Source organism: Sinanaerobacter chloroacetimidivorans, from assembly GCF_018128545.1.
Classification (GTDB): domain Bacteria; phylum Bacillota; class Clostridia; order Peptostreptococcales; family Anaerovoracaceae; genus Sinanaerobacter; species Sinanaerobacter chloroacetimidivorans.
The window spans coordinates 1-24,068 of the sequence record NZ_JAGSND010000030.1 but is presented as its reverse complement, the minus strand read 5'-3'; the positions used below and the strand labels follow the sequence as shown (position 1 = coordinate 24,068).

The window sequence follows — 24,068 nt, the reverse complement described above, 5'->3', positions numbered from 1 at the left end:
TAAATTGCTGCTACATCTGTAAATGCATAGGATACATGTGCCGCAGCGGTGTTTCCATCCATTGTTTTCATTTTTCTCTTCATTATCATCAAATCTCCTTGTAAGTTCTAATAAAATTACATGTGGTTTACCGTATTATCAAATCGGCAAACCGAATCTTTTATCTTTTTATACGATTAAGAAACTGTTTATAAGCTATTTTTTTCTTATCTTTTTGTATGTTTCAAGGATCTATATAAATTTCCGCTTCAACTTTACGCACTTTTCTTCGGCAAGGATCGATTTCTCCGGTTTACACCCATAGAAATTATGATAGAAGCAATTCCTGCAATCAGTTTTGAAAAAAAATATGCATAGAATACTCTGCTATTTCCAATACTCAACACGAATACCATCTGCCCTCCGAGAAGATACGCTCCGCTTACAGCAAAAGCTGCATTCATTCTTTTTCCCCGCTTATCCATTTTAGGGATTAAAGCAACGATTACCAGGCTATTGATACTATTTAACAGGAGACCCATAATCGCAAAATCATTTGTATTCATTTTTTCAGCGACCCAACTCAGCTGACGTTTCAGATAACGTAAACACAAATTCGCAAGAACCAATCCGCCGCATATAATAACGACCATCTTTATTAAAATCGTCAGGATCTCATGTACAAGCACATCATCGACAACTTTCCAACCCGGGATAAAAAGTCCAACCACTACTATGGCAAACATCAACTGGCTGCCGTACCCAATGAATTTCCCAAATGTAATCATTGTTTTCTCTACTATAGAAGAAAACTTCATAAACGCCATAGCAAGTACGAAACAGACTACCGAAATCAAACTTATGTTGATTAAAATTTCCTTTACAGGAAGTCCCAATAGGACTCCTCCCGCAAGCAGTCCGATGGGGATTGCAAAAATGCCATGAAGAAAGCCCTTCATCATAGGGCCTTTTTCTTTTTCTTCCAATGCTGAAAATAAGACTGGAAGCTGAAAGCTGGTGAACTGGCCTAAGCAGCCTGCAACCACGACACCGGAGAAATAGCCTAAATTGGGATTTGAGCTGAGTTCTGCAGTGAGAAACGGGGCTCCCAGATCGGGAGCCAGCAGGCATCCGATTACAATGGAGGGGTCAACAAGCATTCCTTCTGTCCATCCGGAAATGGTTCCAGCATAGGTCCTTACCAAGGTTATGCCGACACAGTATATACCGGATATAGAAATTGCAAGCGAACCCATTGCAGAAAGGCCTTTGTCAAACTCCTGCGCCAATTTCCATCTATTCCCTTGAATTTTATCAATTAGCCCCACCATTGAAAAAGATAGCAGTATCATGATAAAGATATTCATTTTACCTTGACCCCCATCATCTGCAACATATTTATGATGCTCTTATTTCTCACTGGCCATAAAAGCTTTACCTGCCGAAAAAGCATGCTCTACCGCATTCCCCGTGACGTGATACCTTGAACCGGCGGGATCAAATAACAAGGGTTTCAATTCATCAATATCCGGCAAACCATGTTTATTAATAAATTCATCATTCACTTTGATGTCCAGAATTTCTCCTATGATTTGCGTATGCTCGCTGATTTGAAAAATATCAATGACTTTGCATTCTATATTGAAAGGAAACTCTTGAATGTAGGGTGCGTCAACCTTATCCCCTTTTACCGGAGTTAGCCCTGTTGTCTTGAATTTGTCAGCTATTTTACCGGATACCATTCCGAAGTAATCGGCTTCTGTTACATATTTTGCAGATGGAATATTCACGGTAAAAGCTCTTCTTTTTAAAATATTCTCATAGGTGCACCGCTGTCTCCTTATTGAGATAGCGATACAGGGCGGATTTGAACTGCAGATCCCGCCCCATGCAACGTTCATTGCATTTGGTTTTCTATCTTCACCATAAGTACCCACGATAAATACCGGGGTTGGAAATACAATATCCTTCGCTCCTATACTGGTTTTCATTTCTGTCCTCCAAGTTCTTAAATCCATCCTGCATAAGGTCTTTGGGTTGTACCGTTATGCAGCCATTTAATCAGTGTAATAAAATCAAATACCGGTAACTGTGTCGCTTCCTGGACAGCGGCGGCATAAGGCGGCATATCGCTGCATTCGAGTAAGATTGCGCCGATATCATCTCCGTCTTCAAAAAGCTCCAATGCGGCCTTTACAACTTCGTCTCTCGCCTTTCCATTATCGAAGTGGCCTCTCATATCGACCACTGCGGCAAAATTCTCTGAGTTTTCCATTCCCTTTACAACAATATTGCTAAAATCCTCTACGCCGCAGTTCTGAAACAACTGAGGAGTCAGTGCTGCACCGTTCGCTGTCAGGATGCCAACTTTCTGCCCTGGTTTCATTAAGTTTTTAATCCATGGCAATTGAACAAGGCTTGACATCGCTACGGGTACATCAACTGCTGCGGCCACTTGTTTATGGAAATTCCCGAAGAAACCACAAGCAGAACAGATTGCTCTTACGCCTTCCTTTTCAACCATATGCTTCGCAGTAGCGATGATATCATCGGCAATTGTAGGGTCGGCGTTAAACAATCTGTCGTTTGTTAGGTTCGGTACAGCCATCATTCGCACAGGGAAATCATAGGTGTAGGCATTTACTACATTCCCCGGCATCATCGGATAAAAAACATTTTCGATATATACTATCCCAACTGAATATCCGGCAATCTGCTGGTGATCAATAGCCTGTACAAATCGGCTGTCATTATTAGAAGTTAAGTAGCCATACTGTCTGCCAACAATTCTTTTATCCATTTCTTTTCCTCTCTTCTTCATCTATTCTTACTAATATTTTCTTCTACCAGTCTTAAAGATACACGAATCGGTTATAAGCTTGATCTCAATTCTTTCTTAAAAAGGGGTGCGGTTGCAATAGCCGCACCCTTTTCAATATTTTTATTCTTTCTCGGTTGTCTTTACTCTTCTTCGTCCGGCTCACTGGGTTTTTTCAAAGATCGGGCTAAAAGAGTACCCGTTCCTCCGATAAAGACTACAATAATACACAGCAGCATTGCTATTGTTCCACCAGTCATAACGGAACCTCCTTACTTTTTTACAAAATTAAAGAAATAACTTAAGTCCATCGTCTTTCTTTTTTTATCAATCTCACTTAGAACTATAAGAATGGGAATAATGAATTGATCATAATGATGATCATGATCGGACCTGCAATATATTTAATCAAAAAGTCAAATGCTTTCGGAAGCACAATATCGCTGGTTGGGTTAATATATTCTTCTCTGATTTTCTTAACACCGTAAACGTAGATCCAGGCAATTGCACCGATGCCCGCAGTAACAATGAATCCGTAGTTACCTGCAAGATTGCTCCAGAAGTCAAGAATTGACTGACTGTAGACTGCAGGAATCGAGCATACAATTGTAATGATGGTAAATCCGATTACTGTTTTTCCTCTGTTCCAGTGGAAAGCATCCGAGAAAGTTGTAACAGGCACTTCCAGCTGTGCTATCGCCGAGGTGATCGCAGCAAAGAAGATTGCAAGGAATATGAGGATGCCTAAAACATTTCCAAACGGAATTTCAGCGAGAAGCGTCGGCAATACCACAAAGATCAGCTTTGAACCAGCCTCAGGGTTTAATCCAAGTGCAATACAAGCCGGAATCATCGCAAAACCTGCAAAAAGTGCAGCGGATGTGTCAAGTAAACATACTGTGGCGATATTTTGCGTAACATCATCCTTTTTCTTAAGATGACTTCCATAAACCAGAATGCATCCGGGGCCTACTCCGATTGAGAACAGCGCCTGGCCTACGGCTGCAAGCCATAATTTAAATGATGCCAATTTTGTAAAATCCGGATGTAAATAGTAATTATAGCCTTCGGCGATCCCCGGTAAGGCAACGATGCTATAGACTATGGCAATTCCAAAGCATACAAAGATTCCCGGAATCATTATTTTGCTGGCTTTTTCGATGCCCTTGCTGACTCCTCTGTAGACTACATACGAGACATACAGGCAAACGATCATGAATAGAACAACAAGTATTGTTTTATTTGCCATAACCTGATCATAGATTTGGTCAGGCGGTACCGTTGTCCACAGGCCTACAGCACAGGCATAGATGAAGTAAAGGCTCACACCTATGACTGCTAAGAAAAAGAAGTTCATGGCGAAGTATAAAAGAGCGCTGATACCGCCCAGAACAATTCCCGCATTCTTATTTTTGAAGATATGAGCATATGTATCGATAACGCCTTTTCCTACGCCCTTGCCCATTCCGGCTTCTACAATGGCAAGAGGAATGACAATCAATGCCAGTACGATCAAATATGCAAATACAAAAGCTCCTCCTCCATTTTGCCCTACCATATAGGGAAATCTCCATACATTTCCTAAACCGATTGCCATGCCTGCCATGGCCATTAATGCCCCAAATCTACTGCCCCAACTTTCTCTTTTTCCATTAAGATCTTCCATTGGTTTTACCTCCATTAATTATAGGTATATTTTCATGATTTTCGGTTTTTGCATAGCCCTTACCTTCTCTAATTTTAAAATTGTATATATCATTATTGCGCTATTTCTATTAAAATATTACTGTAAGAAGGGCCACTGCTGTTGTAAACATTATTTTTAGCGAGGTTTTGCTTACCATAGAACATGGTCCTTCTTCCTGATTCCATGCCATGGCTTAAGTAATTGTAGAATAAGATGAATGGTTTTGATCATGAATGGTGATTATGTATATTTCACGCTGTTTTATCCCTCCTTATCATTTTTTCGTATTGAAACTAGCAATGATCCCTCTATTTAAAATATCTGGGTGCAGAAGCCCTGAGGTTATGTTCGTTATTCTTTACTTGGTTGTCTTTGTTCTGCACCCAAACTTATGGAAGGTGTGGTTATTTTACAGAGTATCCCAGCTTGATCAGCTGCTCTTTCATCTTTGCTTTCAGATCATCAGTCGGCTGTGTTAAAGGCTTTCTGACTTTTCCGCCCTTCATTCCGATCATATCCATTCCTGCTTTTACAGGACCTGGATATGGATTGCCTTCCACTTCCATCAAGCCGTAGATCCCTCTGATCTTGCTGTTCAATTCGGTGGCAGCCTTTAAATCACCTGCCATTGCCAATTCATAGATTTTGACAATTTCCTTAGGAAGCAGATTGATCAGGATTCCGAATGCTCCCTGTCCTCCAACAGAGAAAGTAGGGAGGATAAAGTGTTCTTCACCGGTAAATACCGTAAAGTTATCCACGTCACTGGTTAATGTCAATACCTGGCAAAGATGTCCGAAATCAGCAGATTCCTTAACACTTACAATGTTTTCCTCCTGGCTCAATTCATAAATCATTTCAGGCGGCATTTCTACATTGGTTGCTCCCGGATAATTGTAGATGACAATACCTACTTTTGAATTGGCAGCAATCTCTTTGTAAAAATCTACGATTCCGGCATCCGTTGTGTGATGGTAATAAGGAGGCAGAACCAGCCCATATTCAGCACCGCATTCTGCAGCAAAATTAGCCAGTTCAATGGTGTCTTTCGCTGTGAAGCATCCAACACCAGCCATGACAGGTACTCTGCCTGCAGCATATTCGCAGGCTGCCTTGATCAGGCTCTTGCGTTCCTCCGCTGACATCACATGGTATTCCCCTGTGGTGCCTCCGATCAAAAGTCCATGTACTCCGTTTTCGATAACAAAATCGATTACTTTCTTATAGGATGCAAAATCAATACTCTCATCATCGTTGAATGTCGTGATAACGGGTACGTAAATTCCTTTTGGAGCTTTTATCATTTTCAATTCCTCACTTTCAATTGTTCTATTTTTAAGAATTTTCAATTCAGGCCTTCTTCTTATACCTTGAGAAGTTCAATTTGTCGATATTAAAATCTGTCTCTTCTCCAGCAATGATTTGGGTCATCATTCTTCCGGTTATTCCGGATAAGCTGATTCCATCCCCCTCGTGTCCTGCTGCTATGTAGTAACCAGGAACTTCTTCCACCTCAGAGACAATCGGCAAATGATCTTCACAGTACGGTCTAACACCTGCATAGGCTCTGATACAGTTGATTTCTTTAATAATTGGAAAGAAACGTATCCCTCTTTCCGCAATTGCCTGCATCACTTCAAGCTCTGTACTGATATCAAAGCCTTTAAATTCACGATGTCCTCCTAATAAGAAATTGTCTGCTTCAGTTGGTTCAATATTAAAAGCAACATTGTGTTTTTCAACCAATTCACTTACATTTCTTTTGAAGTTAATATCTTCAAATTTAGAAAGCATATAGCCAAACTCATGCACTTTTTGGTTTACAATCTTAAAGGATTTTTCGGAAATTAAAATGACACCTTTTCTTGGTTTAATCGGAATGTCTATCCCAACCATTTGCCCTAGTGCCGGAGACCATGCTCCGCCGCAGTTCACAACTCTTTTTGTTTTAATCGTACATTTGTCTGTAACGACGCTTTCAATGGCTCCTTTTTCATCCAGCTTAATGTCTAGAACATTATGATGAGTAAACACTTTTAGTCCAAGTTTTTTTGCCTCTTCAACGAAAGCAAAACATAACTTATACGGGCTCATGGATGAATCAGGTTCAGTCCATATGCCGCCAACTAAATCTTTTGCTAAATATGGCTCCATTTCTTGCATTTCCTTAGGATCCACCATTCTCATGTCATATCCGTCCGCTTGCTGTTGTTTTACATAATCATTTGCGATCTCTAATTCCTGGTCTGTTTCACAAACGTATAAACTGCCGCGTTGATGGAATTCAAAGTCATAAGAAAACTCTTTGGCTAATTCCTTGAATACCTGAATGCTCGCATAACCCATTTCAGTGTCAATGCCAGGTTTTTTATCACATATCAGCGCAACTGCATCACAATGGCTCGAGGTACCGTTTGCAATATCGCCTCTTTCTACTAAGGCAACCTCATATCCCTTTTTTGTTAAGTGGTAAGCAACACTGGATCCAATAGCTCCTGCTCCAATTACTACGACATCAAAGCTGCTCATTTGCCGCCACCCCCTCCAAGTGCACCGAAAGTAACAGGTCTTACAGGTGGTCGCGGTGTTCCTGCGCTTATTTCCTCAGGTGAATTCCCTAATTCCTGTCTCAAAATTGCCTGAACTAACTTCTCACAAGTCCGTCCCTGACATAATCCCATTCCGGCTCTCGTTCTTCTCTTTACCCCGGTAACATCACGTGCACCTTGCCGGATTGCCTCTTTTATTTCACCGACAGTAACTTCTTCGCATCTGCAAACAAGCATATCGTCATCATAAAACTGATCCATATCTGTTCCTCCTTTCTCATTTTCGTCTTGCATTTTCTTTTTAAATGTTTGCTGCCTTCTCTTTGACATTTTCTTTTCGAATGTTTGCTGCCTTCTCTTTAACATTTTCTTTTCGAATGTTTGCTGCCTTCTCTTTGACATTTTCTTTTCTTATATCGACTTAAGATCTTTTGATACTTCTTACTTCCTCAACCTTATCCTTATCCACCGCAATGGTTACAACAGGAGTTCTATCAAAGCTTTTCGGGTTCTGCACCTTTATGACCGTTCCTTTGCATACTACCTTGCCGCTTCTGTCCACAGCTTCGATTTCCTGCCCTTTTTCAGGAGTAGGATAATATTCGTAGGGGAAAGCTACGGTGCCCTGTGTGTCGGAATATGTTTTGTCTACGATAACAATGGCAAGTCCCGGACATTGCGCTACACATATGCCGCAACCTATGCATTTATCCTCATCAAGACATGGAAGGTTTGTAATAGGCTCACCGATACTGATTGCGCCGAGCTTACACGAACTCTCGCAAGGGTTGCACGGAATTTCATGCGTGCATTCGATCACTGCAACAGGTCCCTTCTGAAATCGTTCCTCTGAAGGATATTTTGTCTGTGCCTTCAACTCTTCTAATGTTAAAAAGCCCATATTTTCCAATGCCATCTTTTTCACCTCCTTTTTAACATTCTGCCCGGTGCTTCAGGCACCGCTCGGCAGGATTCTTGCCGTATTTGATCATGCATTTGTAACCTCCTTGAAGCTTTCCAATTGTCTTGCTTTTGCTTTCATTCTGGCTTCTCCATGAGGACCGGATCTCAGACCGTCAAGTCTTTGCCAGATGTCTGCTTTGATAACAGACGCATCTTCCGGTGTAATCTTTCCGAGGGATTCTGCAATTGCTACTCCTGCCAGTCTTCCCTCTTCCAATGCAGTGTTGGCTTCTTCTACGCCGGTGACATCACCGACTACATAGATTCCCGGACATGTGGATTCCATATTTTCATCATGCACCGGTGCCCATCCTCCTAAGATTGGATCAAACTTGCTTTTGCAGCCATGCATGATCGCCAGCTCTGCCAGTGGCTTTAGGCCTGCTGCGATTGCAATGGTGTCTACTTCAAGGACTTTTTCCGTTCCCGGTACCGGCTGCCATTTCTCATCCACTTCACAGATGACCGCCTCTTTTACCCGGCCTTCTCCTCTTGCTTCAAGAATCGTATGCCTTGTGTAAATTGGGACTCCTGCTCTTGTGATCTTTGATGCGTGAACCACATAGCCCCCAATCTTCGGTGCTGCCTCTACCAAGGCAACCACATCTGCTCCGGCTTGCATAAGCTGGTAGGATACAATCAAGCCTACGTTTCCGGTTCCGATCATCAGTACTTTCTTGCCCGGCAGTACACGATTGGCGTTTATCATGGTCTGTGCTGCACCTGCGCCCATTATCCCCGGCAATGTCCATCCTTTAAATCTGACCACGTTCTCGGATGCACCACAGGCGATGACAAGCTTTTCTGCTTCAATCATTTCTACCTTTTTTTCTACATCATCCGTTCCGATTTCCACAGCAACAGTCATTTCTCGGAACAATCCGATTGCTACACTATTCAGCCAAACCTCAACGCCTAAATCTTCTGCCTCCTTAAGAAGGTCTTTCCCGATATCGATTCCTCGTATCCCAGCGCCATGTGTGCTGGAACCGAAGAATTTGTGGATTTGCTTAAACAATTGACCGCCTGCTTTTTCATTGGCATCGATGACCAATACCTCAGCACCTCTTTTAGCGGCTTCGATTGCGGCCGCCATTCCGGATGGTCCTCCGCCAATCACAACGACTTCCTTCTTAATCACGGATGTCACCCCTCTTTCCTAAGCCATGCTGAGTCTCAATAACCATTCCTTCCTTTACAGGAGTGATACAGGTTCGAACATTCGGTTTTCCATTCACGATCATGGCGCAGTCGGTACATTGACCAATCCCGCAGAATAAACCTCTCGGCTCTTTCCGCTTAACGGTATATCTGTTTACTATGATTCCGTTTGCAAGCAGCGCGGCCAGAATTTTTTCACCCTCTTTTGCTTGAATCTTCTTGCCGTCAACTGTAATTTCCACCGTTTTCCCGGGCTCATTAGATCCCAGAATAACGTGATCATCAACTCTTAAACACATTACGACTTCCTCCTTTCTGGTTTATTCGACATTATATAATCGCAAATGTTATGCCAATGAATAATATTTATTTTTTTCATAGCTAATTTTTTGAAAGTGATTGATTTTTCAGACTTTTACGCAAATAAAAAATACGAGTTACTTATTTTGTAAAAAATAACCAACTCGTATTTTTGTGCAATTCTGCATAACAGAATTGCGTATTTAATTGACTTCTCTGATTTTAAATGCTTTAAGGGTTTATGCAACTATGCATAACTTGTTCCAAATTGCACAAAGGTTGGGTCGAAGAATAAATCTAGAAATGAGCTTTTATTTTATGTTTCTGTAACTTTCTGATCACTGTGCTTCGATCAAGCTTTAATATCTTTGCCATTTCCTCCGTACTTTTTGAATTCTTCATCGATTCTATCAATAAGTTTTTTTCCACTACATCCATCGCTTCTTTCATAGATGAAAAACTATCGATTTTCAGCATTGGAAGATTACGATTATAGTCCAGAATCGTTTCCGGAAGATCATCTTTTGTGATTTTGTCTGAATTTGTCGTAACGATCAAATACTCAATAATGTTTTCCAGCTCTCTGACATTTCCCGGCCAGTTGTAATCGATCAAGAACCTTAATGCAACCGGTTCAATATATTTCTCCAAGTTATATTTCTTGTTGAATCGATTCAGACAATCCTCAATCAGAGGTTTGATGTCTTCCTTTCTGTCCAGAAGCGGCAATATTTTGATCGGTACCACATTTAAACGATAAAACAAATCTTTTCTGAATTTTTTCTGCTCAACCATTTCTTCCAGATCTCTGTTTGTAGCCGCTATCGTTCTAAAGTCTACCGGTATCGGTTCCTTTCCGCCCACTCGGAAGATTTCTTTATCCTGAAGCACTCGAAGCAGCTTCATTTGCAGATTGAGAGGCAGCTCTCCTATTTCATCCAGGAAGAGGGTTCCGCCATTGGCTAATTCGATTAAGCCAATCTTCCCTCCCTTTTCTGCGCCTGTGAAAGAACCCTGCTCATATCCGAAAAGTTCAGATTCCAGCAGATTTTCCGGGATAGATCCGCAATCAATCTTAATAAACGGTCCATTCTTTCGATCACTGCTGTTATGAATCAGCTTGCTTAATACTCCTTTTCCGACACCTGATTGTCCCTGGATCAGAACAGTCGAATCCACTTTAGAAATTCTGACCGCCAGATTAATTACCTTTTTCATCTCAGGACTTTTGGCAATAATATCATCCGTTTCCGTTTGTTCCCATCGTAAAAATTCCAGTTCATTTTGATACTTTTCAGCGAGTTTCTGTGTCTCTCTTAATTCATTCTTAATTTTATCGAAATCTTTTATATTATTTATGACTCTGATGATTCCGCCGTCCGAGATGACATCGTCAGATACACTTACCTCTTTTCTCTTCTGGATATTTTGGATGACATTAACGGTTTCATTATTAACTGTATTTTCATCAAAGGAAACATTGATTTTACTTTCATCAATGGAAATGTCGTCAGAAGTAATTCCATCCGCATATTTACAGTGTTTATTGATGCTTAAGGTTGTCCCTTTATCAACAGTGATATAAATGCCATCATAATTGGATTCGAATATGGCGCTGAAACTGTTCTTCAGTTTATCATAGTCCACTTCCGAATCATTATCTATCATACCGTCCAAATTTTTTTCAACAACCTGCATGTACTCTTCACTTGGTAAATAACATTTTTGAAAGAGCTTGTTAACGAAGCCTGAAAAATTACCCTCTTCATCGACAAAAGGCAATATCTGCTGTTTTGAATTTTTAAAGGTAAAGACATTGCGATACTCTCCTGCAACAATAATATCTTTTTCTATCAAATCTATTAAATTGATATTCTTATTCATATTATCCAAAAATACGAACAAATCCAGTATGCCGACAACCTTGTGATCATCAACCACAGGCAATTGAATGGCCTTAGCCAATCGAAATATTTCAATAATTTTTCTCCGGCTTTTTTGATGAATATCCAAATATAATTCTTTCTCTAAAGCTTCTAACAATTGACGCCACCTCCTTGTCATCCTATATTATCTTAAATCCATTGTCTTATTTATAATACATCCCCGGGATTACGTCAATGATTCTTTGATTGTATCAGATGAATTGCAACAAAAATGCGGAGAAATCCTCCTACATTTTCACAAAACTTTTTCGATATGAATTTTCACATCCTTCTCTGCAGCAAAGCCGGCTGTTACCTCCATTCCCTTGATAATGGCCGTCGGTACTGGACAAGCTAAGTGCTTGATATATTTTTCTGCGACTTGATATACCGTGGACTTGCTGTACTTAGCAAAACATTCCGTGATGCTGTTCAGCTCCGTCAACTCCTCCTCCATTGCCTTGACTTGAGGACATTCGGATTCGATTTCCACTTTCAGCTTTCTTTTCTCCCCTTGTGTGATTTTCAATGTTGTCTTCAATCCGCATGCCCCAGGGTTAATCTCAACTTTTACCATGATTAGACCGCCTTTCCTTTCAGTGTCTTTCGCTTATTAGCTGATACACCCGCACCGGCCGTATTGCCGCATACAACAACAATATATCTGCCAAAGAATGTGATTACAAGAGAATTTGAAGAAGATTTCCAGGAGTTCACCTCTTGTCACTCCCTTTTAGGCTCTTGCCTAATTCAATACTGGTTTTTGTAATGGCTAAACCTCCTGTGTTAGTGCAGCATAATTCAGGGGGTATCAGGGCACTTCCACCAGATTCGCCATAGAATCGCAGATCATGCCAAGAACGTTTTGTAAAGCAATTGAAGCAGCATTATTGCTTTGGTCAATCGTACCACCCATTAATTGTATTAATGAATAGAAACCTATAGATAATCAATAGATAATTCAGAATTGCAAAAAAAATCGCCTATCAATGAATCTGATCAATGATAAGCGAAAGATTTTTTCATTTGTGCAATACTGCATATAATATCATGGTTCATCTATTAGGGATATTTAAATTTCAACCAATTTTTACTTTATGCATTGATACATAATATATTCCAAAATGCGTAGGGCTAACTTTTCCTTTTAAAGCTGATCCGTTATCCTATCCAATAATGCAAATATCTGCCCCTTCGTCATCGGTTCATCCAAGGAATCCCTGTGAACCTCCGGCGAAAGAATAAATCCTTTCCTAACAAGATTGTTCAAATGGGTTTCAGCCCAGTGCACCTTTTCGTCAATCCACTGAATGCCCAGATGATCCAAAGTCCCCTTTGCATCGGCCACTGCCCATTTTTCACGCCATTCCTCCGATTTGAGTCTTTCAACTGCCTCCTTATTTGTCATGAATTCATGTTCGATAAGAACTGCAGGCATACTGGTGTTTTGAATCACATACCAGTCCCCTGTCTTAACACCTCTGTTGGTCAGACCTAATGCAATGCTTCTGGCATGAATGGCTTCCGCCAGCTTTTTTCCATTTGTACTGTTCTTGCTGTAGTAGATCTCCCAGCCGTTCGCACTGTTCCAGTCCGTTCCGTACGCATTGGCATGGATGCTGAGAAAAAGATCTGCCTTCGCATTATTCGCTGCCCCGCATCTGTCAGCAAGACTCGTGTCTGCTGCCTGCTCAATATTACAGCTATACATCGTATGAAGACCATGTCTTTGCAAGTGATAGGCCAGCCGCTTTGAAACTGCACGGTTAAATTCGTATTCTTTCAGCGTGCCGTCAAAGGAAGCCTTACCCACGGTACTTGCCGCATGGCCGGGATCTATACAAATCAATGCCATAAATTCTACCTCATTTCTTTGTCCGTCTAAAATGACGTTTAGAAAAGGCGCCTTAGAAGCGCCTTCATTACAATTCTTATACTATTTTATTTCGAACAAGAAAAGAGGTTCCTGATCTAATCCGGATCCTGCTCTTTCTTTTTAGCCGAATCCGATTGAAGCGTCTCAAAGCCGATGGCATCCAATATTTGCCTTGTAACATTACCATCATTTTTTAGCGTTACCTTTTTGGATTCTTCATCTGCCTCCAGACCCATTTCGTACGCTTTATAAGTATCCGGCACAACATCGGATTTCTTAATATCTCCTCTCATTTCTTTCACCTTCCTAAGCTGTTAAGGTCTTCGATTACTGTGTAACCGAAGGCAGATTACCTAGATTGTTATCGTCATTTTCATCCGGGAGAGATTTCAAATATTCGTTTCCTTTTCGCGTTGCAACGCCGACCCCCCGAATGCCGTCCTGCTTGGCCAGCTGAACAGCTTCGTCTTTATCAAGAATCTGTCCGTCCTCCAGTTGATATCCGGTGACACGTCCCTCTTCCTTCACCAATGCGACAATCTCCTTTGCATCCGCCTTTGGTGTCGGAACGTACTCCATTGCCATCATCGGCAATCTTGACAAATCCGCATTATCATTTTTTGCCATTTGTGATCTCCTCCAATTCCATCCGTTTCACTGCTTAGCTTGCCGGACTGTTTCCGGTCGGCATAGCTATGATATTGACACGGACATACTTGCATATTACTTTTTAAATATAGTTTGCCGTTATTTTGAAATGCTATTCTAAAGTGCTTCAAGTTGGTTCTTACAACAAGTTCATTTCTGTGCTAGAATAAATCATATACAAAATTGCCGAATAAAAGAAAACAATATGAATGTACGGAGGGATGTTATGCCATTTGGTTTTTTTAAGAAGAAGGAGGCTGCCGATACCATCTTTATGGGCGGAAAGATCTTTACCCAGAACACAAATCTGCCATGGGCTGAAGCCGTTGCCTGCAAGGACGGTCTCGTTCTTGCCGTTGGAGACTATGAAGACTTGTCCGAATTGGAAGGAAAAGATACCGAAATCGTGGATCTGGAAGGAGGCATCATGCTTCCAGGCTATATAGACACCTGCGGACATTCTGTTTTTCATGCATTTCAGGATTCCTGCCTGTTTTTGAAAAAGGGCGATCTTGAAAATATCCTGACCCAGCTTTCAGAATACGTCTCAAAGAACCAGGACGCTGCAGTTATTTTTGCTTACGGCTTTGATGAAAATTATTTTAAAGATATCGAGCAGGAACAAATAAGAGCCTCCCTTGATACGATTTGCGGGGAAAGACCTGCTGTTGTACTTGGGAAAAGCGGGCTTCATTGCTGGATTAACACGATTGCCCTGGAAACAGTCAAAGCAGCAGCGGAAGAAGAGGAAGTGAGCGTCGTTTCCCTCTCTTATCTTTTGAATGTCCTGGAACCCATTGATCTTGACAGGATACCTGATGCCTTGCCCATCAATATGCAAGAATACTGCAGGAAAGGTTTTACCTCTGTTTTTGACTGCGGTGCTCCCGAATTTTTTGCGACCCTTTATCAAAATATAATGGTGGATCTCTACCAGGAAAATAGGATCCAACAAAGATTTTTCGGTTCGCTGCTTCTTGCCTGTGACGTCAATCCGGCGCCAATGATACGCAGGCTGGCGCAATACAAAACAAATTGCATAGAATTGAATGAATTCATTAATTTTAATACATTAAAACTTGTTGTTGACAGAACTGCGGAAGCGGTCTCTATTTCCGGCAATGTGCTGAAGGGGCTCTGTCTGGAAGCCGGAGACAAAGGCTTTGACATTCATATTGATGCGATCGGAAAAGATGCCGTCATAGAAGCGGTTGAAGTGCTGGAAGCAACCAGAGCCGCAGGTTATAAAAAGAATTCTTTTACCATTGCTCATGATCATGACCTCACTTCGGAAGAATTAGCAGACACCACCTTCCGCCAGGATATCAAGGAAACAGTCAGTACGTTGAATTCGTTGGACAATGATTGGCTTTGCATTGAAAATGCAAAGAGTGTTGAGGAGGCCATCGAGATGCTGACCATTGATGCCGCCATACAACTGGGTATCAGCAGCCGTTTTGGTTCTATTGAGAAGGGCAAGCATGCAGATTTTGTCATCTTTGATAAAAATCCTCTGGAAATACAGGATTTATCCGATTTCAAGAAATTGCGATCCGTTATGACTGTACTTGACGGCAGTATCGTATATGATGCAAGGGAAGAAAAATAAGAGAACTTTCTGTTTCTTTTTTAAGCAGCCGGCAGAATCAAGATCTGCCGGCTTTTGATTTTTTCACATATTTTTTCTTGACGAATCATAATATAGTTACTATATTAAAAGTAGATAGTAGAACTATCTACTTTCTATATAATTACATAGTAACAGGAGGAAAACAAAATGCCAATCGCCCTGAATGAAAAGCAAAAGCTTCTGGACACAGCACGTGAATTGCGTCTTATGATCATAGACGTAATGGCATGGTCCGGCGGCGCCCATATCGGCGGTTCTCTGAGCATCGTCGATATCCTCACGATTCTGTATTTCAAGTACCTAAAGGTAGATCCCGAAAATCCCAAATGGGAAGATAGGGATCGGTTCATTCTCTCCAAAGGTCATACAGCCGCAGGCTACATCCCTGTATTGGCGAAACGAGGCTTTTTCTCCGAGGAACAGCTGAAGTCCTTCAACCACTTCGGCAGCCCCTTTGCCATGCACCCCGATTCGAACAAAGTGGTCGGATGCGATGCTTCCACAGGTTCCCTTGGTCATGGCTTGTCCATGGCCGCAGGGCTTGGGCTCGGTGCCCGTTATCTGGAGAAAAACTACAAGACAGTCTGCCTTCTGGGAGACGGAGAGTGTTGTGAGGGCAGTGTTTGGGAGGCTGCCATGTCCATATCCCATTTCAAACTTGGGAATGTTATTACCATAGTTGATCGCAACAGGCTGATGATCGACGGCTTCACCGAGGAGATCATGTCTCTCGAACCCTTTGCCGATAAATGGCGTGCTTTCGGCTTTGAGGTCATAGAGATAGACGGTCACAATTTTGATCAGCTTGCCGACGCTCTGGATAAGGCCTGGGCCGCGATCGAAAAACCGGTAATGATCCTTGCCAATACCATCAAAGGCAAGGGCGTGGATTTTATGGAAAACAATGTGGTATATCATTATGCCTCCGGCGACTCCGCCGTGTGTGAGAAGGCCAAGGCTTCCATCCTGAAAGGAGGTATCTGAAATGACTGTTGTAACCGGAACCAACTGGAATGCTTATGATGCCGCCACCATGACCGCCCGTGAAATTTACGGAAGGACACTTGCGGAATTAGGCAAAACCAACAATAAAATTGTAGGCATCACGGCAGACTTGGCAAAGACTACCGCTATCGTTCACTTCGAAAAGGCTTTTCCCGAGAGATTTTTTAATGTGGGCATTGCCGAGCAAAATATGTTCGGAATTGCTGCAGGACTTGCCAAAGCAGGTCTGATCCCCTTTGCATCCACCATGGCTGTTTTCACCTGTCTCAGGGGCGGCGAGCAGGTTCGTACGGACATTGCTTATCAAAATTTACCTGTCAAGATTATCGCTACTCATGCCGGAATTTCTTTCGGTCACGCAGGTACCACCCATCACTGCACAGAGGACTTCGCAGTAATGCGCTCCGTAGCAAATATGACCGTCATCTGCCCCGCAGACGGCATTGAGACTTCCAAAGCAGTTCAGGCTTGCGTTGAAACGCCGGGCCCGGTCTATATCCGGATTGGCCGCGGCTTTGAGCCTCCCTGTTATGAAAATGATGATTATGAATATGAAATCGGAAAGGCGATTACTATGTGCGGCGGCACCGATCTTACCATTATTTGCTGCGGCATTGCCGTGCTTCAGTCCATTCAAGCAGCCAAAACACTGGCAGAACAGGATGGCCTTTCTGTACGGGTTATAAATATGCATACCATCAAACCCCTTGACCATGAGGCGATTATGAAAGCCGTAACAGAAACCCGGCGGATTCTCACCGTTGAGGAACACAACGTATTCGGCGGACTTGGGGATGCCGTTGCCTCCGTCATTGCAGAGAGCGGAAAGGGATGTGTCTTCAAAAAACACGGCATATATGACGAGTTTGCCACAATCGGCTACGCAGAGGACTTATATGCCCATTACGGCCTTGATGCGAACGGCATCATTGACCAGGTGCGATGTATGATGGGTATGGAATTTGAAGAAGACGAAAACTGGGATGATGAATAGTAGAAATCTACAAATCATAGATTTGTGATTTCCTTGCATAAGTTCGCCGACAATTTGCTTTGTAAATTGGGCGAGCTAGTAAAGGAGGATTATTTGAATGTCTGCAAAACCTCAGGATATCATGACTGCAAAACTGTTTTTTAACGCGGCTTTCCCCGTCATGCAGGTACTGCTGGATGACGATCCCAAAATGAAAGAAAAGTTCAAAGACGTTATTGGAACAGTACAGTTTGGTGCAAAAAACGATGGTGAGCTTCTTGCCTGCCACCTCGTTTTCAACTGCGGCAAAGTGACTGTGATGCAAGGGCCTGCAGAAAATCCGGATATTACTATGACCTTCCCCACCATTGCAAAAATGAACGCCCTGCTGCGAGGCGGAACCGCAATACCTGCAATCAGGGGGCTGAAAAACTTTAGCCTTCTCACCAAGGTTCTGTCCTTGCTGATGGGCCTGATGATCATGTCTCCGGGGAAACGGCCGAAGGACTTTGCAGGACAGTCTCTCAAAGTAAAAATGAGCCTTTACATGATTACCCGGGCGCTTTCCCAATACAACAAGCTTGGAGATCCGAGCATGCAGGAGTTCTGCCAACGCCAGCCTGACCGCATTTATCAGTTTACCGTTGAACACGGCGATGACAAAGATTACATAGCTTGTTACCTCCGTATCAAGGCCGGCAAGTCCAAGTCAGGACACGGGGTCTATACCCGTCGCAGCCCCTTCGTTCATTTTCGATTTCTCAGCGTAGAGGGGGCTATGGCAGTATTGCTTAAGGATGTAGAATTTGTCGAGGGAGTCGGGAAAGGTTATGTGGAAACGGTTGGAAGCCCTGAATATGCCTGCTATCTCAATGACTATATGGCCATACTTCAGGGAATGCTGACCTAACGGGAGGAAAGAAAAGTATGAATACCATCTATTTTGAAAAAGACATTCCTCGTGTACTGATCACAAAATTTGCCGCAAAGCATTGTAAACCGCTGCTGTATACAGGACTCAACGCCGTCAAGTACAATAAGGATCTGCCCGATCCACCCCTTCCGGCAGACAACTGGCTCCGCGTCAGGAACATTGCCTGCGGACTCTGCGGAACGGATATGAGTTTCTTTAAGGCTACCACAGGAACGAATTCTGCATTTGAACCAATTCCTGCTTCGAAGCGTACCTTTCTGGGCCATGAAAATGTAGGCGTAGTCGTAGAAGCAGGCTCTGCCGTTACCATGTTCAAGGTTGGCGATCGTGTCACCATCCGGGAGTACATGTCCGGATGCGGCAATAAGGATATCCAGCCCCGATGCAAATATTGCGAAGAGGGAAACTATAACCTCTGCCTGAACTACGGCGAACCCAGCCCTCACAAGCTGCCCGATGTGGGCGCAGGATGGAGTGATACCTTTATCGCACCGGAGCAGCAACTCTCCAAAATCTATGATGAGCTCACCGACGATCAGGCCGTTATGGTGGAACCTACCTGCGTTTCTGTCCATTCCGTGCTTATGGCCCCCCCTTCAGAGGGAGAAAAAATCCTTGTCATGGGCTGCGGTACCATCGGCCTCGGTATTGTCCAGGCAATTAAAATTATTGAACCGAACTGTGAAGTTTGGATTATGGAACGTGTCAGAACCAAGCAGGAATTTGCAATAAATCTGGGAGCCGATCATGTTCTGGCCGGGGATCCGTATCAGGCCACCTCAGATGCCACTGGCGGCAGCAGCGTATTTACCGGTATGAATAAAAACAAAATGTTTTTTGGCGGTTTTGACCGTATTTACGACTGCATCGGCGGCAATTGGTCCAACACAACCGCCCTGAGGCTGCTTCGTCCACGTGGGACTTTTGTAAAAATAGGCCATCACATGAACGCCATAACCTTTGATGAAAGTCCTATCTGGTGGCATGAGATAAAGCTCATCGGAATCAATGCCCATGGGATGGAAGAATGGCAGGGCAGGAAGCTTTACACCTTTGATCTGGTGCAGGAGTGGATACGTGACGGTATCTACAGCACAGAGGGCTTTGTCACACACCATTTCAAGCTGGATGATTATAAGAAAGCAATGAAACTTGCTCTTGACAATCCTTCGGATGTCATTAAAATAGTTCTTAACTGCTGACAATTAAAGGAAATAATTACATGAAAAATGAATCAACAGCCGGCCTGATGAAAATCGGAGAGCTGGCAAAAGCCACAGGTACAAATGTTTCTACAATTAAATTCTATGTTAAGGAAGGGCTGATACAGGCCGCCTGCAAAACAGGCCCCAATATGGCATACTATCATGCCGATTGCATAGCGAGGGTGCAGCTTATCAAGTCTCTTCAGAAGGAACGTTATTACCCTCTTTCCGTAATCAAACACATGCTTGATACTTCCAACCCTAACCACATGGAGCTGGAGCTCCTGGATGCCATTTCAAAGGTGGATTACAAAAGCAGCAGCAAGACGTTCTCTCCTTCCGAGGCCATAAAGATGACCAGACTTTCGAAGGATCATATCACTGTTCTCGATGAGAAAAAGCTGCTAAAACCGGAGTTTTCCGGTAAAAAGCTTCGGTACACCGAGGCAGACCTGCAGGTCATGCTTCTCATACGACGCAGGATGGATGCCAGTATCCCCTTTTCCGAGTCTGTAGCTTCCTTTGAGATCTACGAACAGGCTTTGAAGCATGCAGCCAAGGCTGACGTTGACCTCTTCATTAACCGGGCACTTCTGGCCTCTGCCCCTTCTACGGAGGATGCTGTCCGTATGATCTGTGTATCAGATGAAACACTGGACCTGTTTGTAAGCCTGAAACGGAAAGAATGGAACCGGGAGTTCGGTTCTGAACGCATCGGAGACCTCGACCGCTATTCGTCAAACCTCACGGCTATGCTGCAATCCATCAGCAAATCTCTTGAGGAGCTGGAATACAAAGAGCCTGCAAAACAATGCCGGGATGCGATTCTCTACTGCCCCGAGGGTACCGGTCCGGTAGCAGCCGCACTTAAATATTACCATCTCGTCATTACCAGCACTTCAGGCAGCCTTGCGAAAAGTATCGCAATCTGCGGGCAGGCTCATACTTATTTTACATCTCTTGATTTTGAGAAATCCGAGGGTATCGATTCACTTCTGCTATACAGCCTTCATCTTGGCTGGCTGTTTCTTGCTCCGTCCCTGCTGGATTGTACGGAAGAAGCAAAAAAATCTGCAGATAGCTTCAATTCCTATGCATCGGATTGCATCGGAACCAAATCCGAATCCTACACTCAACAGATCCTATCAGCCATTACCCGTATTGGAGGAATATCATGAGTATTGGATCCATAGTTGCGCGTCAGCGTGAATATTTCGAAAGCGGAGCCACCCGGCCGGTGTCATTCCGGATGGAAGCCCTCCGTAAGCTTCAGAAGGTATTGAGGGACAACGAATCCCTGCTCAGCCAGGCAATGAAATCCGATCTGAACAAAACACCCTTCGAGTCCTACATGACGGAAACCGGCATGGTACTGGATGAAATTCGATTCCACTTAAAACATCTTCCGCGCTGGTCAAAAACCAAAAAGGTGAAAACACCTATGGCCCAGTTCCACGCGAAGAGTTTCGTTGTTCCCGAGCCCTATGGCGTAACCCTCATTATGTCTCCCTGGAACTATCCTCTGCAACTCTGTCTCGAACCCCTTGTGGGCGCCATTTCCGCCGGAAACTGTGTTGTCGTCAAGCCCTCGGCCTATGCTCCGGCAACCAGCAGTGCGATTGCCAAAATCTTGGGTGAAACCTTTATGCCCGAATATATCGCTGTGGTAGAAGGCGGCAGAGAGCAGAACAACGCCCTTCTCGAGGAGGTATTTGACTATATATTCTTCACCGGAAGTGTTGACGTAGGGAAATCCGTTATGGCCGCGGCATCGAAAAACCTTACCCCCGTAACGCTTGAACTCGGGGGAAAAAGTCCCGTAATTGTGGATGAAACAGCAAACTTGAAGCTTGCTGCCAAACGCATCGCATTCGGAAAAGTTCTCAATGCCGGCCAAACCTGCGTAGAGCCAGATTATCTGTTTGTACACAAATCAGTCGAGCATAAATTTCTGGAAGAATACGCAAAGGCCCTTAAAGAATTCTTCCCTGATGGAGATATGTCCGACATGCCCGTGATCATCAGTGAAAAGCATTTCCAACGCGTTACGCGTCTCCTTCAGGGGGAAACGGCCGTAATCGGCGGAGGCATTGATGAATCCAGGCGATTTATCGAACCCACTGTTCTGGTGGACATCACCCCGGATTCTCCCATCATGCAGGAAGAGATCTTCGGTCCTATCCTCCCGTTAATGACTTTCACCAATTTGGATGAATGCATCAAATTCATTCGTAACCGCCCAAGACCTCTCGCCTTGTATCTCTTTACACAAATCAAAGAAGCGGAGAGAAAAATATTGGATAACTGTTCCTTCGGAGGCGGCTGTATTAACGACACAATCATTCACCTGGCAAATCCTCATATGGGTTTCGGAGGTGTCGGGTACTCCGGCATGGGAAGCTATCATGGCAAGCTGAGCTTTGATACCTTCACCCATTATCGCAGCATGGTGAAAAAATATACCTGGATCGATATGCCGATGCGATATCATCCCTACTCCGAAAGAAACTTGAAGCTGATACGGATGTTGATGAAGTAACGAACAGAGAATCTCCCCGAAGGCTGGACGATTTTATCGAAATCCTTCGGGGTGTATTGTTTCGTTTAACATTTTCTTCTGTCTCCTCATAAATTGAATGGGGGTGATTTTTATGAGACTTAGTGAGTTGAATGCTATTGTTTCTGCGCTTACTATAGTGATCGAAGAAAATGTGCCTGACGTAGACGATTTAGCGATTTTAGCCATTTCAATCAATCAGCTTGGAGATAACCTAAAATCTATTGTCGCTCAGCGTATATTGGTTAACAAACATAAAGATCTATAATAGAAATGGAAACTCGGTCATACATATTAAATAAATGAAGTTCTAAGCATTATGTAAACCGCCGCCTATGTTTTTGAGAATACTTTTCAACAGCTCTAACTCCTAATTTTTTAAGGAGCTTGTCATTTTTCCACACAAATTATTAAATTGTATACAATTTAATTCACAAAACACTGTGGATAACCAAGCATTAATCAAAAGCTGCAAATTCAACGTTTTAATTAAATATTACAAAAGTCCCGATTCTTTTATCCACAGTTTTACGTATTTATCTTGAAACCTCCCTAAAACTTGGTACAAATCTTTTTCCCTTCCTTACTCATATGATTGAGGCAAGCAGCATGATTTCCAGATTGCTATTGTAAATCTGCTGAAACTGTGAGACAGGGAGAGGATTTTTACCCCGGCCGACTTCTATCGTGTAGCCTGGTCTGCGGTAATCCTGGATAAACCAGTCTTTATAACCGCCGTAGGATGCAATTCCTGTTGACCGTCCAAGGGAATAGCCGCTGACTTTTGCAAATTGTTCCGCTATGGTTTTTCCTTCCGGCGGAGCCATGCCCATAAAGTCATAGAAAATCACCTGTCCTTGGCTGTGGTAAGCAATGACAAGTCTGAAGTCATGTGATCTTGTAAAGTCTGCTGCCGCTTTCGCTTCAGGCTCCGACTCCGGAGCTGTTCCGCCGTATCTTGTAGGGCCCGGTCCCTTAATGCCGTAAGCAGCCTCAGCATTTTTTGACTGCTGCCAGGCAGCATTATAATTATGGTTTAAATCCACGCCCCTGACATTCGCCTGCCACGTCTTGGAAAAATCAGTACTGCCTTTGTTCCATCGCAGCAAATCCTGATAATAGGGATTATCCGGGTGCAATCCGTTCAATACCAGGTCCACCCCATCCGGATTTACCATTGGAATTAAATAAATACTGCTCTTGCTCCAAATATCCCGTGGATCATAACCGTGACTCAAGTTCTTTCCCTCTGTATACGCCTTTAAAAATTCCTCTGCAAATTTCATCAGCAGAGGGGTGGTGATCCATTCCAGCGCATGATGGGCCCCGTTATAAAATACCTGATTGGGGCCGGAACCCAGTCTGATGTAATGAAGATCCCTGCCTAATACGCTTTTACCGGCAACACCGGTCTCCAAAAATGGATATCTGGCTTTCAAGTCCCGGATATCCATTTCCATGGTCTCATACGTATATTTGATAGTGGTATCTACTATCGGATAACCATACGGCACCACTATCTTCTGCCCTGCTCTCAAGAAAGGTTTTACCATTTCGTCTTACTCCGGATTTCATAATAAGCAAAAAGGATAACACCGAAAAGAAAAGCGATAAACAACCCTCCAATAAACCAGTCGGCTACGTTTTTTATCATCTCATTCATTGCCTCCTCACTCTTACAGTTTACTGACATTTTATGAGTTTATGACGCTTATCGTTCCTGTAATTTTCAGCTTCTTTGACACCCTATCGAAGAAACAATAGAAAAAGAACCACCGATATGAAGTGCACCCCAAATGTTGGATGAAAAATCTAGCTTTTGGAGGTGTACTTTTTTATGACTAAATTCAGTAAAGAA

General features: G+C 43.1%; 26 protein-coding genes and 1 pseudogene. 8 read left to right on the top strand and 19 right to left on the bottom strand.

Annotated features, from left to right (window positions below):
* The 18 genes and pseudogenes from KCX82_RS23470 to KCX82_RS21905 all read right to left on the bottom strand — a co-directional run.
* Nucleotides 1–83 (bottom strand): annotated as a pseudogene (locus tag KCX82_RS23470) (pyruvate-flavodoxin oxidoreductase); the annotation flags it as partial.
* 171 nt (nt 84–254) lie between these two features.
* Nucleotides 255–1,346, bottom strand: a complete 1,092-nt coding sequence (eutH, locus tag KCX82_RS21985; protein WP_227020618.1) for an ethanolamine utilization protein EutH — start codon at nt 1,344–1,346, stop codon at nt 255–257.
* Between the two features lie 42 nt (nt 1,347–1,388).
* Entirely contained in the window at nt 1,389–1,970 is a 582-nt protein-coding gene (locus KCX82_RS21980) for a flavin reductase family protein (protein WP_227020617.1), read from the bottom strand.
* Nucleotides 1,971–1,987: 17 nt separating this feature from the next.
* Nucleotides 1,988–2,779, bottom strand: coding sequence for an aspartate/glutamate racemase family protein (locus KCX82_RS21975; RefSeq protein ID WP_227020616.1), 792 nt, complete (start codon nt 2,777–2,779; stop codon nt 1,988–1,990).
* Nucleotides 2,780–3,140: 361 nt separating this feature from the next.
* Nucleotides 3,141–4,463, bottom strand: coding sequence for a sodium-dependent transporter (locus KCX82_RS21970; protein ID WP_227020615.1), 1,323 nt, complete (start codon nt 4,461–4,463; stop codon nt 3,141–3,143).
* 425 nt (nt 4,464–4,888) lie between these two features.
* Nucleotides 4,889–5,833, bottom strand: coding sequence for a 4-hydroxy-tetrahydrodipicolinate synthase (gene dapA / locus KCX82_RS21965; RefSeq protein ID WP_227020614.1), 945 nt, complete (start codon nt 5,831–5,833; stop codon nt 4,889–4,891).
* A gap of 1 nt (nt 5,834) precedes the next feature.
* The gene (locus tag KCX82_RS21960) at nt 5,835–7,013 is read right to left on the bottom strand and encodes an NAD(P)/FAD-dependent oxidoreductase (protein ID WP_227020613.1); all 1,179 of its coding nucleotides are present in this window, start codon (nt 7,011–7,013) and stop codon (nt 5,835–5,837) included.
* Nucleotides 7,010–7,294 carry a (2Fe-2S)-binding protein gene (locus KCX82_RS21955; RefSeq protein ID WP_227020612.1) on the bottom strand — a complete coding sequence of 95 codons (285 nt, stop codon included), beginning with the start codon at nt 7,292–7,294 and terminating at the stop codon, nt 7,010–7,012. Before KCX82_RS21955 ends, KCX82_RS21960 begins: the two co-directional genes overlap by 4 nt.
* 160 nt (nt 7,295–7,454) lie before the next feature.
* Entirely contained in the window at nt 7,455–7,949 is a 495-nt protein-coding gene (locus tag KCX82_RS21950; RefSeq protein ID WP_227020611.1) for a 4Fe-4S binding protein, read from the bottom strand.
* A 72-nt stretch (nt 7,950–8,021) separates the two neighbouring features.
* Nucleotides 8,022–9,137 (bottom strand): NAD(P)/FAD-dependent oxidoreductase, encoded by a 1,116-nt coding sequence (locus tag KCX82_RS21945; protein ID WP_227020610.1) that lies wholly within the window; start codon nt 9,135–9,137, stop codon nt 8,022–8,024.
* Complete coding sequence (locus tag KCX82_RS21940) at nt 9,130–9,456, bottom strand: (2Fe-2S)-binding protein (RefSeq protein WP_227020609.1); 327 nt, start codon at nt 9,454–9,456, stop codon at nt 9,130–9,132. The genes KCX82_RS21945 and KCX82_RS21940 overlap by 8 nt, the downstream gene beginning before the upstream one ends.
* Nucleotides 9,457–9,754: 298 nt before the next feature.
* Nucleotides 9,755–11,500: a sigma 54-interacting transcriptional regulator gene (locus KCX82_RS21935; RefSeq protein ID WP_227020608.1), complete on the bottom strand. Its 1,746-nt coding sequence runs from the start codon at nt 11,498–11,500 to the stop codon at nt 9,755–9,757.
* A gap of 138 nt (nt 11,501–11,638) precedes the next feature.
* Complete coding sequence (locus KCX82_RS21930; RefSeq protein ID WP_227020607.1) at nt 11,639–11,959, bottom strand: DUF6951 family protein; 321 nt, start codon at nt 11,957–11,959, stop codon at nt 11,639–11,641.
* A 2-nt stretch (nt 11,960–11,961) separates the two neighbouring features.
* Nucleotides 11,962–12,099 (bottom strand): hypothetical protein, encoded by a 138-nt coding sequence (locus KCX82_RS21925; RefSeq protein ID WP_227020606.1) that lies wholly within the window; start codon nt 12,097–12,099, stop codon nt 11,962–11,964.
* A gap of 94 nt (nt 12,100–12,193) precedes the next feature.
* Complete coding sequence (locus KCX82_RS21920) at nt 12,194–12,298, bottom strand: L-serine ammonia-lyase, iron-sulfur-dependent, subunit alpha (RefSeq protein WP_227020605.1); 105 nt, start codon at nt 12,296–12,298, stop codon at nt 12,194–12,196.
* A 231-nt stretch (nt 12,299–12,529) separates the two neighbouring features.
* Nucleotides 12,530–13,237, bottom strand: coding sequence for an N-acetylmuramoyl-L-alanine amidase (locus KCX82_RS21915; protein WP_227020604.1), 708 nt, complete (start codon nt 13,235–13,237; stop codon nt 12,530–12,532).
* Between the two features lie 116 nt (nt 13,238–13,353).
* Nucleotides 13,354–13,551, bottom strand: a complete 198-nt coding sequence (locus KCX82_RS21910; protein ID WP_227020603.1) for a hypothetical protein — start codon at nt 13,549–13,551, stop codon at nt 13,354–13,356.
* A 34-nt stretch (nt 13,552–13,585) separates the two neighbouring features.
* Nucleotides 13,586–13,885, bottom strand: coding sequence for a DUF3892 domain-containing protein (locus KCX82_RS21905; protein WP_227020602.1), 300 nt, complete (start codon nt 13,883–13,885; stop codon nt 13,586–13,588).
* Nucleotides 13,886–14,132: 247 nt separating this feature from the next.
* Here KCX82_RS21905 and KCX82_RS21900 point away from each other — a divergent pair, with 247 nt between their 5' ends.
* The 8 genes from KCX82_RS21900 to KCX82_RS21865 all read left to right on the top strand — a co-directional run bounded on the left by KCX82_RS21900 (nt 14,133) and on the right by KCX82_RS21865 (nt 22,478).
* Complete coding sequence (locus KCX82_RS21900; protein WP_227020601.1) at nt 14,133–15,515, top strand: amidohydrolase family protein; 1,383 nt, start codon at nt 14,133–14,135, stop codon at nt 15,513–15,515.
* Nucleotides 15,516–15,683: 168 nt separating this feature from the next.
* Nucleotides 15,684–16,520: a transketolase gene (locus KCX82_RS21895; RefSeq protein ID WP_227020600.1), complete on the top strand. Its 837-nt coding sequence runs from the start codon at nt 15,684–15,686 to the stop codon at nt 16,518–16,520.
* 1 nt (nt 16,521) lies between these two features.
* Nucleotides 16,522–17,535, top strand: a complete 1,014-nt coding sequence (locus KCX82_RS21890) for a transketolase family protein (protein ID WP_227020599.1) — start codon at nt 16,522–16,524, stop codon at nt 17,533–17,535.
* 97 nt (nt 17,536–17,632) lie between these two features.
* Nucleotides 17,633–18,424, top strand: a complete 792-nt coding sequence (locus tag KCX82_RS21885; protein ID WP_227020598.1) for a hypothetical protein — start codon at nt 17,633–17,635, stop codon at nt 18,422–18,424.
* Between the two features lie 17 nt (nt 18,425–18,441).
* Nucleotides 18,442–19,650: a zinc-dependent alcohol dehydrogenase gene (locus tag KCX82_RS21880; protein ID WP_227020597.1), complete on the top strand. Its 1,209-nt coding sequence runs from the start codon at nt 18,442–18,444 to the stop codon at nt 19,648–19,650.
* A gap of 20 nt (nt 19,651–19,670) precedes the next feature.
* On the top strand, nt 19,671–20,831 hold the full coding sequence (locus tag KCX82_RS21875; RefSeq protein ID WP_227020596.1) for a MerR family transcriptional regulator: 1,161 nt from the start codon (nt 19,671–19,673) through the stop codon (nt 20,829–20,831).
* Entirely contained in the window at nt 20,828–22,192 is a 1,365-nt protein-coding gene (locus tag KCX82_RS21870) for an aldehyde dehydrogenase (RefSeq protein ID WP_227020595.1), read from the top strand. The genes KCX82_RS21875 and KCX82_RS21870 overlap by 4 nt, the downstream gene beginning before the upstream one ends.
* Before the next feature lie 112 nt (nt 22,193–22,304).
* The gene (locus KCX82_RS21865; RefSeq protein ID WP_227020594.1) at nt 22,305–22,478 is read left to right on the top strand and encodes a DUF6774 domain-containing protein; all 174 of its coding nucleotides are present in this window, start codon (nt 22,305–22,307) and stop codon (nt 22,476–22,478) included.
* Nucleotides 22,479–22,797: 319 nt separating this feature from the next.
* Here the strand turns inward: KCX82_RS21865 and KCX82_RS21860 are convergent, their stop codons facing one another.
* A complete protein-coding gene (locus KCX82_RS21860; RefSeq protein ID WP_465250698.1) occupies nt 22,798–23,763 on the bottom strand; it encodes a M14 family metallopeptidase in 966 nt (321 codons plus the stop codon).
* Between the last annotated feature and the right edge of the window lie 305 nt (nt 23,764–24,068).

Excerpts from the sequence above, each read along its gene's own strand:
- KCX82_RS21860 (WP_465250698.1), bottom strand. The coding sequence starts at position 23,763 with ATGGTAAAACCTTTCTTGAGAGCAGGGCAGAAGATAGTGGTGCCGTAT.
- KCX82_RS21890 (WP_227020599.1), top strand. The coding sequence starts at position 16,522 with ATGACTGTTGTAACCGGAACCAACTGGAATGCTTATGATGCCGCCACC.
- KCX82_RS21900 (WP_227020601.1), top strand. The coding sequence starts at position 14,133 with ATGCCATTTGGTTTTTTTAAGAAGAAGGAGGCTGCCGATACCATCTTT.
- KCX82_RS21870 (WP_227020595.1), top strand. The coding sequence starts at position 20,828 with ATGAGTATTGGATCCATAGTTGCGCGTCAGCGTGAATATTTCGAAAGC.
- KCX82_RS21950 (WP_227020611.1), bottom strand. The coding sequence starts at position 7,949 with ATGGCATTGGAAAATATGGGCTTTTTAACATTAGAAGAGTTGAAGGCA.
- eutH (WP_227020618.1), bottom strand. The coding sequence starts at position 1,346 with ATGAATATCTTTATCATGATACTGCTATCTTTTTCAATGGTGGGGCTA.
- KCX82_RS21980 (WP_227020617.1), bottom strand. The coding sequence starts at position 1,970 with ATGAAAACCAGTATAGGAGCGAAGGATATTGTATTTCCAACCCCGGTA.
- KCX82_RS21905 (WP_227020602.1), bottom strand. The coding sequence starts at position 13,885 with ATGGCAAAAAATGATAATGCGGATTTGTCAAGATTGCCGATGATGGCA.
- KCX82_RS21940 (WP_227020609.1), bottom strand. The coding sequence starts at position 9,456 with ATGTGTTTAAGAGTTGATGATCACGTTATTCTGGGATCTAATGAGCCC.
- KCX82_RS21970 (WP_227020615.1), bottom strand. The coding sequence starts at position 4,463 with ATGGAAGATCTTAATGGAAAAAGAGAAAGTTGGGGCAGTAGATTTGGG.
- KCX82_RS21975 (WP_227020616.1), bottom strand. The coding sequence starts at position 2,779 with ATGGATAAAAGAATTGTTGGCAGACAGTATGGCTACTTAACTTCTAAT.
- KCX82_RS21915 (WP_227020604.1), bottom strand. The coding sequence starts at position 13,237 with ATGGCATTGATTTGTATAGATCCCGGCCATGCGGCAAGTACCGTGGGT.
- KCX82_RS21880 (WP_227020597.1), top strand. The coding sequence starts at position 18,442 with ATGAATACCATCTATTTTGAAAAAGACATTCCTCGTGTACTGATCACA.
- KCX82_RS21875 (WP_227020596.1), top strand. The coding sequence starts at position 19,671 with ATGAAAAATGAATCAACAGCCGGCCTGATGAAAATCGGAGAGCTGGCA.
- KCX82_RS21960 (WP_227020613.1), bottom strand. The coding sequence starts at position 7,013 with ATGAGCAGCTTTGATGTCGTAGTAATTGGAGCAGGAGCTATTGGATCC.
- KCX82_RS21930 (WP_227020607.1), bottom strand. The coding sequence starts at position 11,959 with ATGGTAAAAGTTGAGATTAACCCTGGGGCATGCGGATTGAAGACAACA.
- KCX82_RS21895 (WP_227020600.1), top strand. The coding sequence starts at position 15,684 with ATGCCAATCGCCCTGAATGAAAAGCAAAAGCTTCTGGACACAGCACGT.
- KCX82_RS21955 (WP_227020612.1), bottom strand. The coding sequence starts at position 7,294 with ATGGATCAGTTTTATGATGACGATATGCTTGTTTGCAGATGCGAAGAA.
- KCX82_RS21865 (WP_227020594.1), top strand. The coding sequence starts at position 22,305 with ATGAGACTTAGTGAGTTGAATGCTATTGTTTCTGCGCTTACTATAGTG.
- KCX82_RS21885 (WP_227020598.1), top strand. The coding sequence starts at position 17,633 with ATGTCTGCAAAACCTCAGGATATCATGACTGCAAAACTGTTTTTTAAC.
- KCX82_RS21910 (WP_227020603.1), bottom strand. The coding sequence starts at position 13,551 with ATGAGAGGAGATATTAAGAAATCCGATGTTGTGCCGGATACTTATAAA.
- KCX82_RS21920 (WP_227020605.1), bottom strand. The coding sequence starts at position 12,298 with ATGGGTGGTACGATTGACCAAAGCAATAATGCTGCTTCAATTGCTTTA.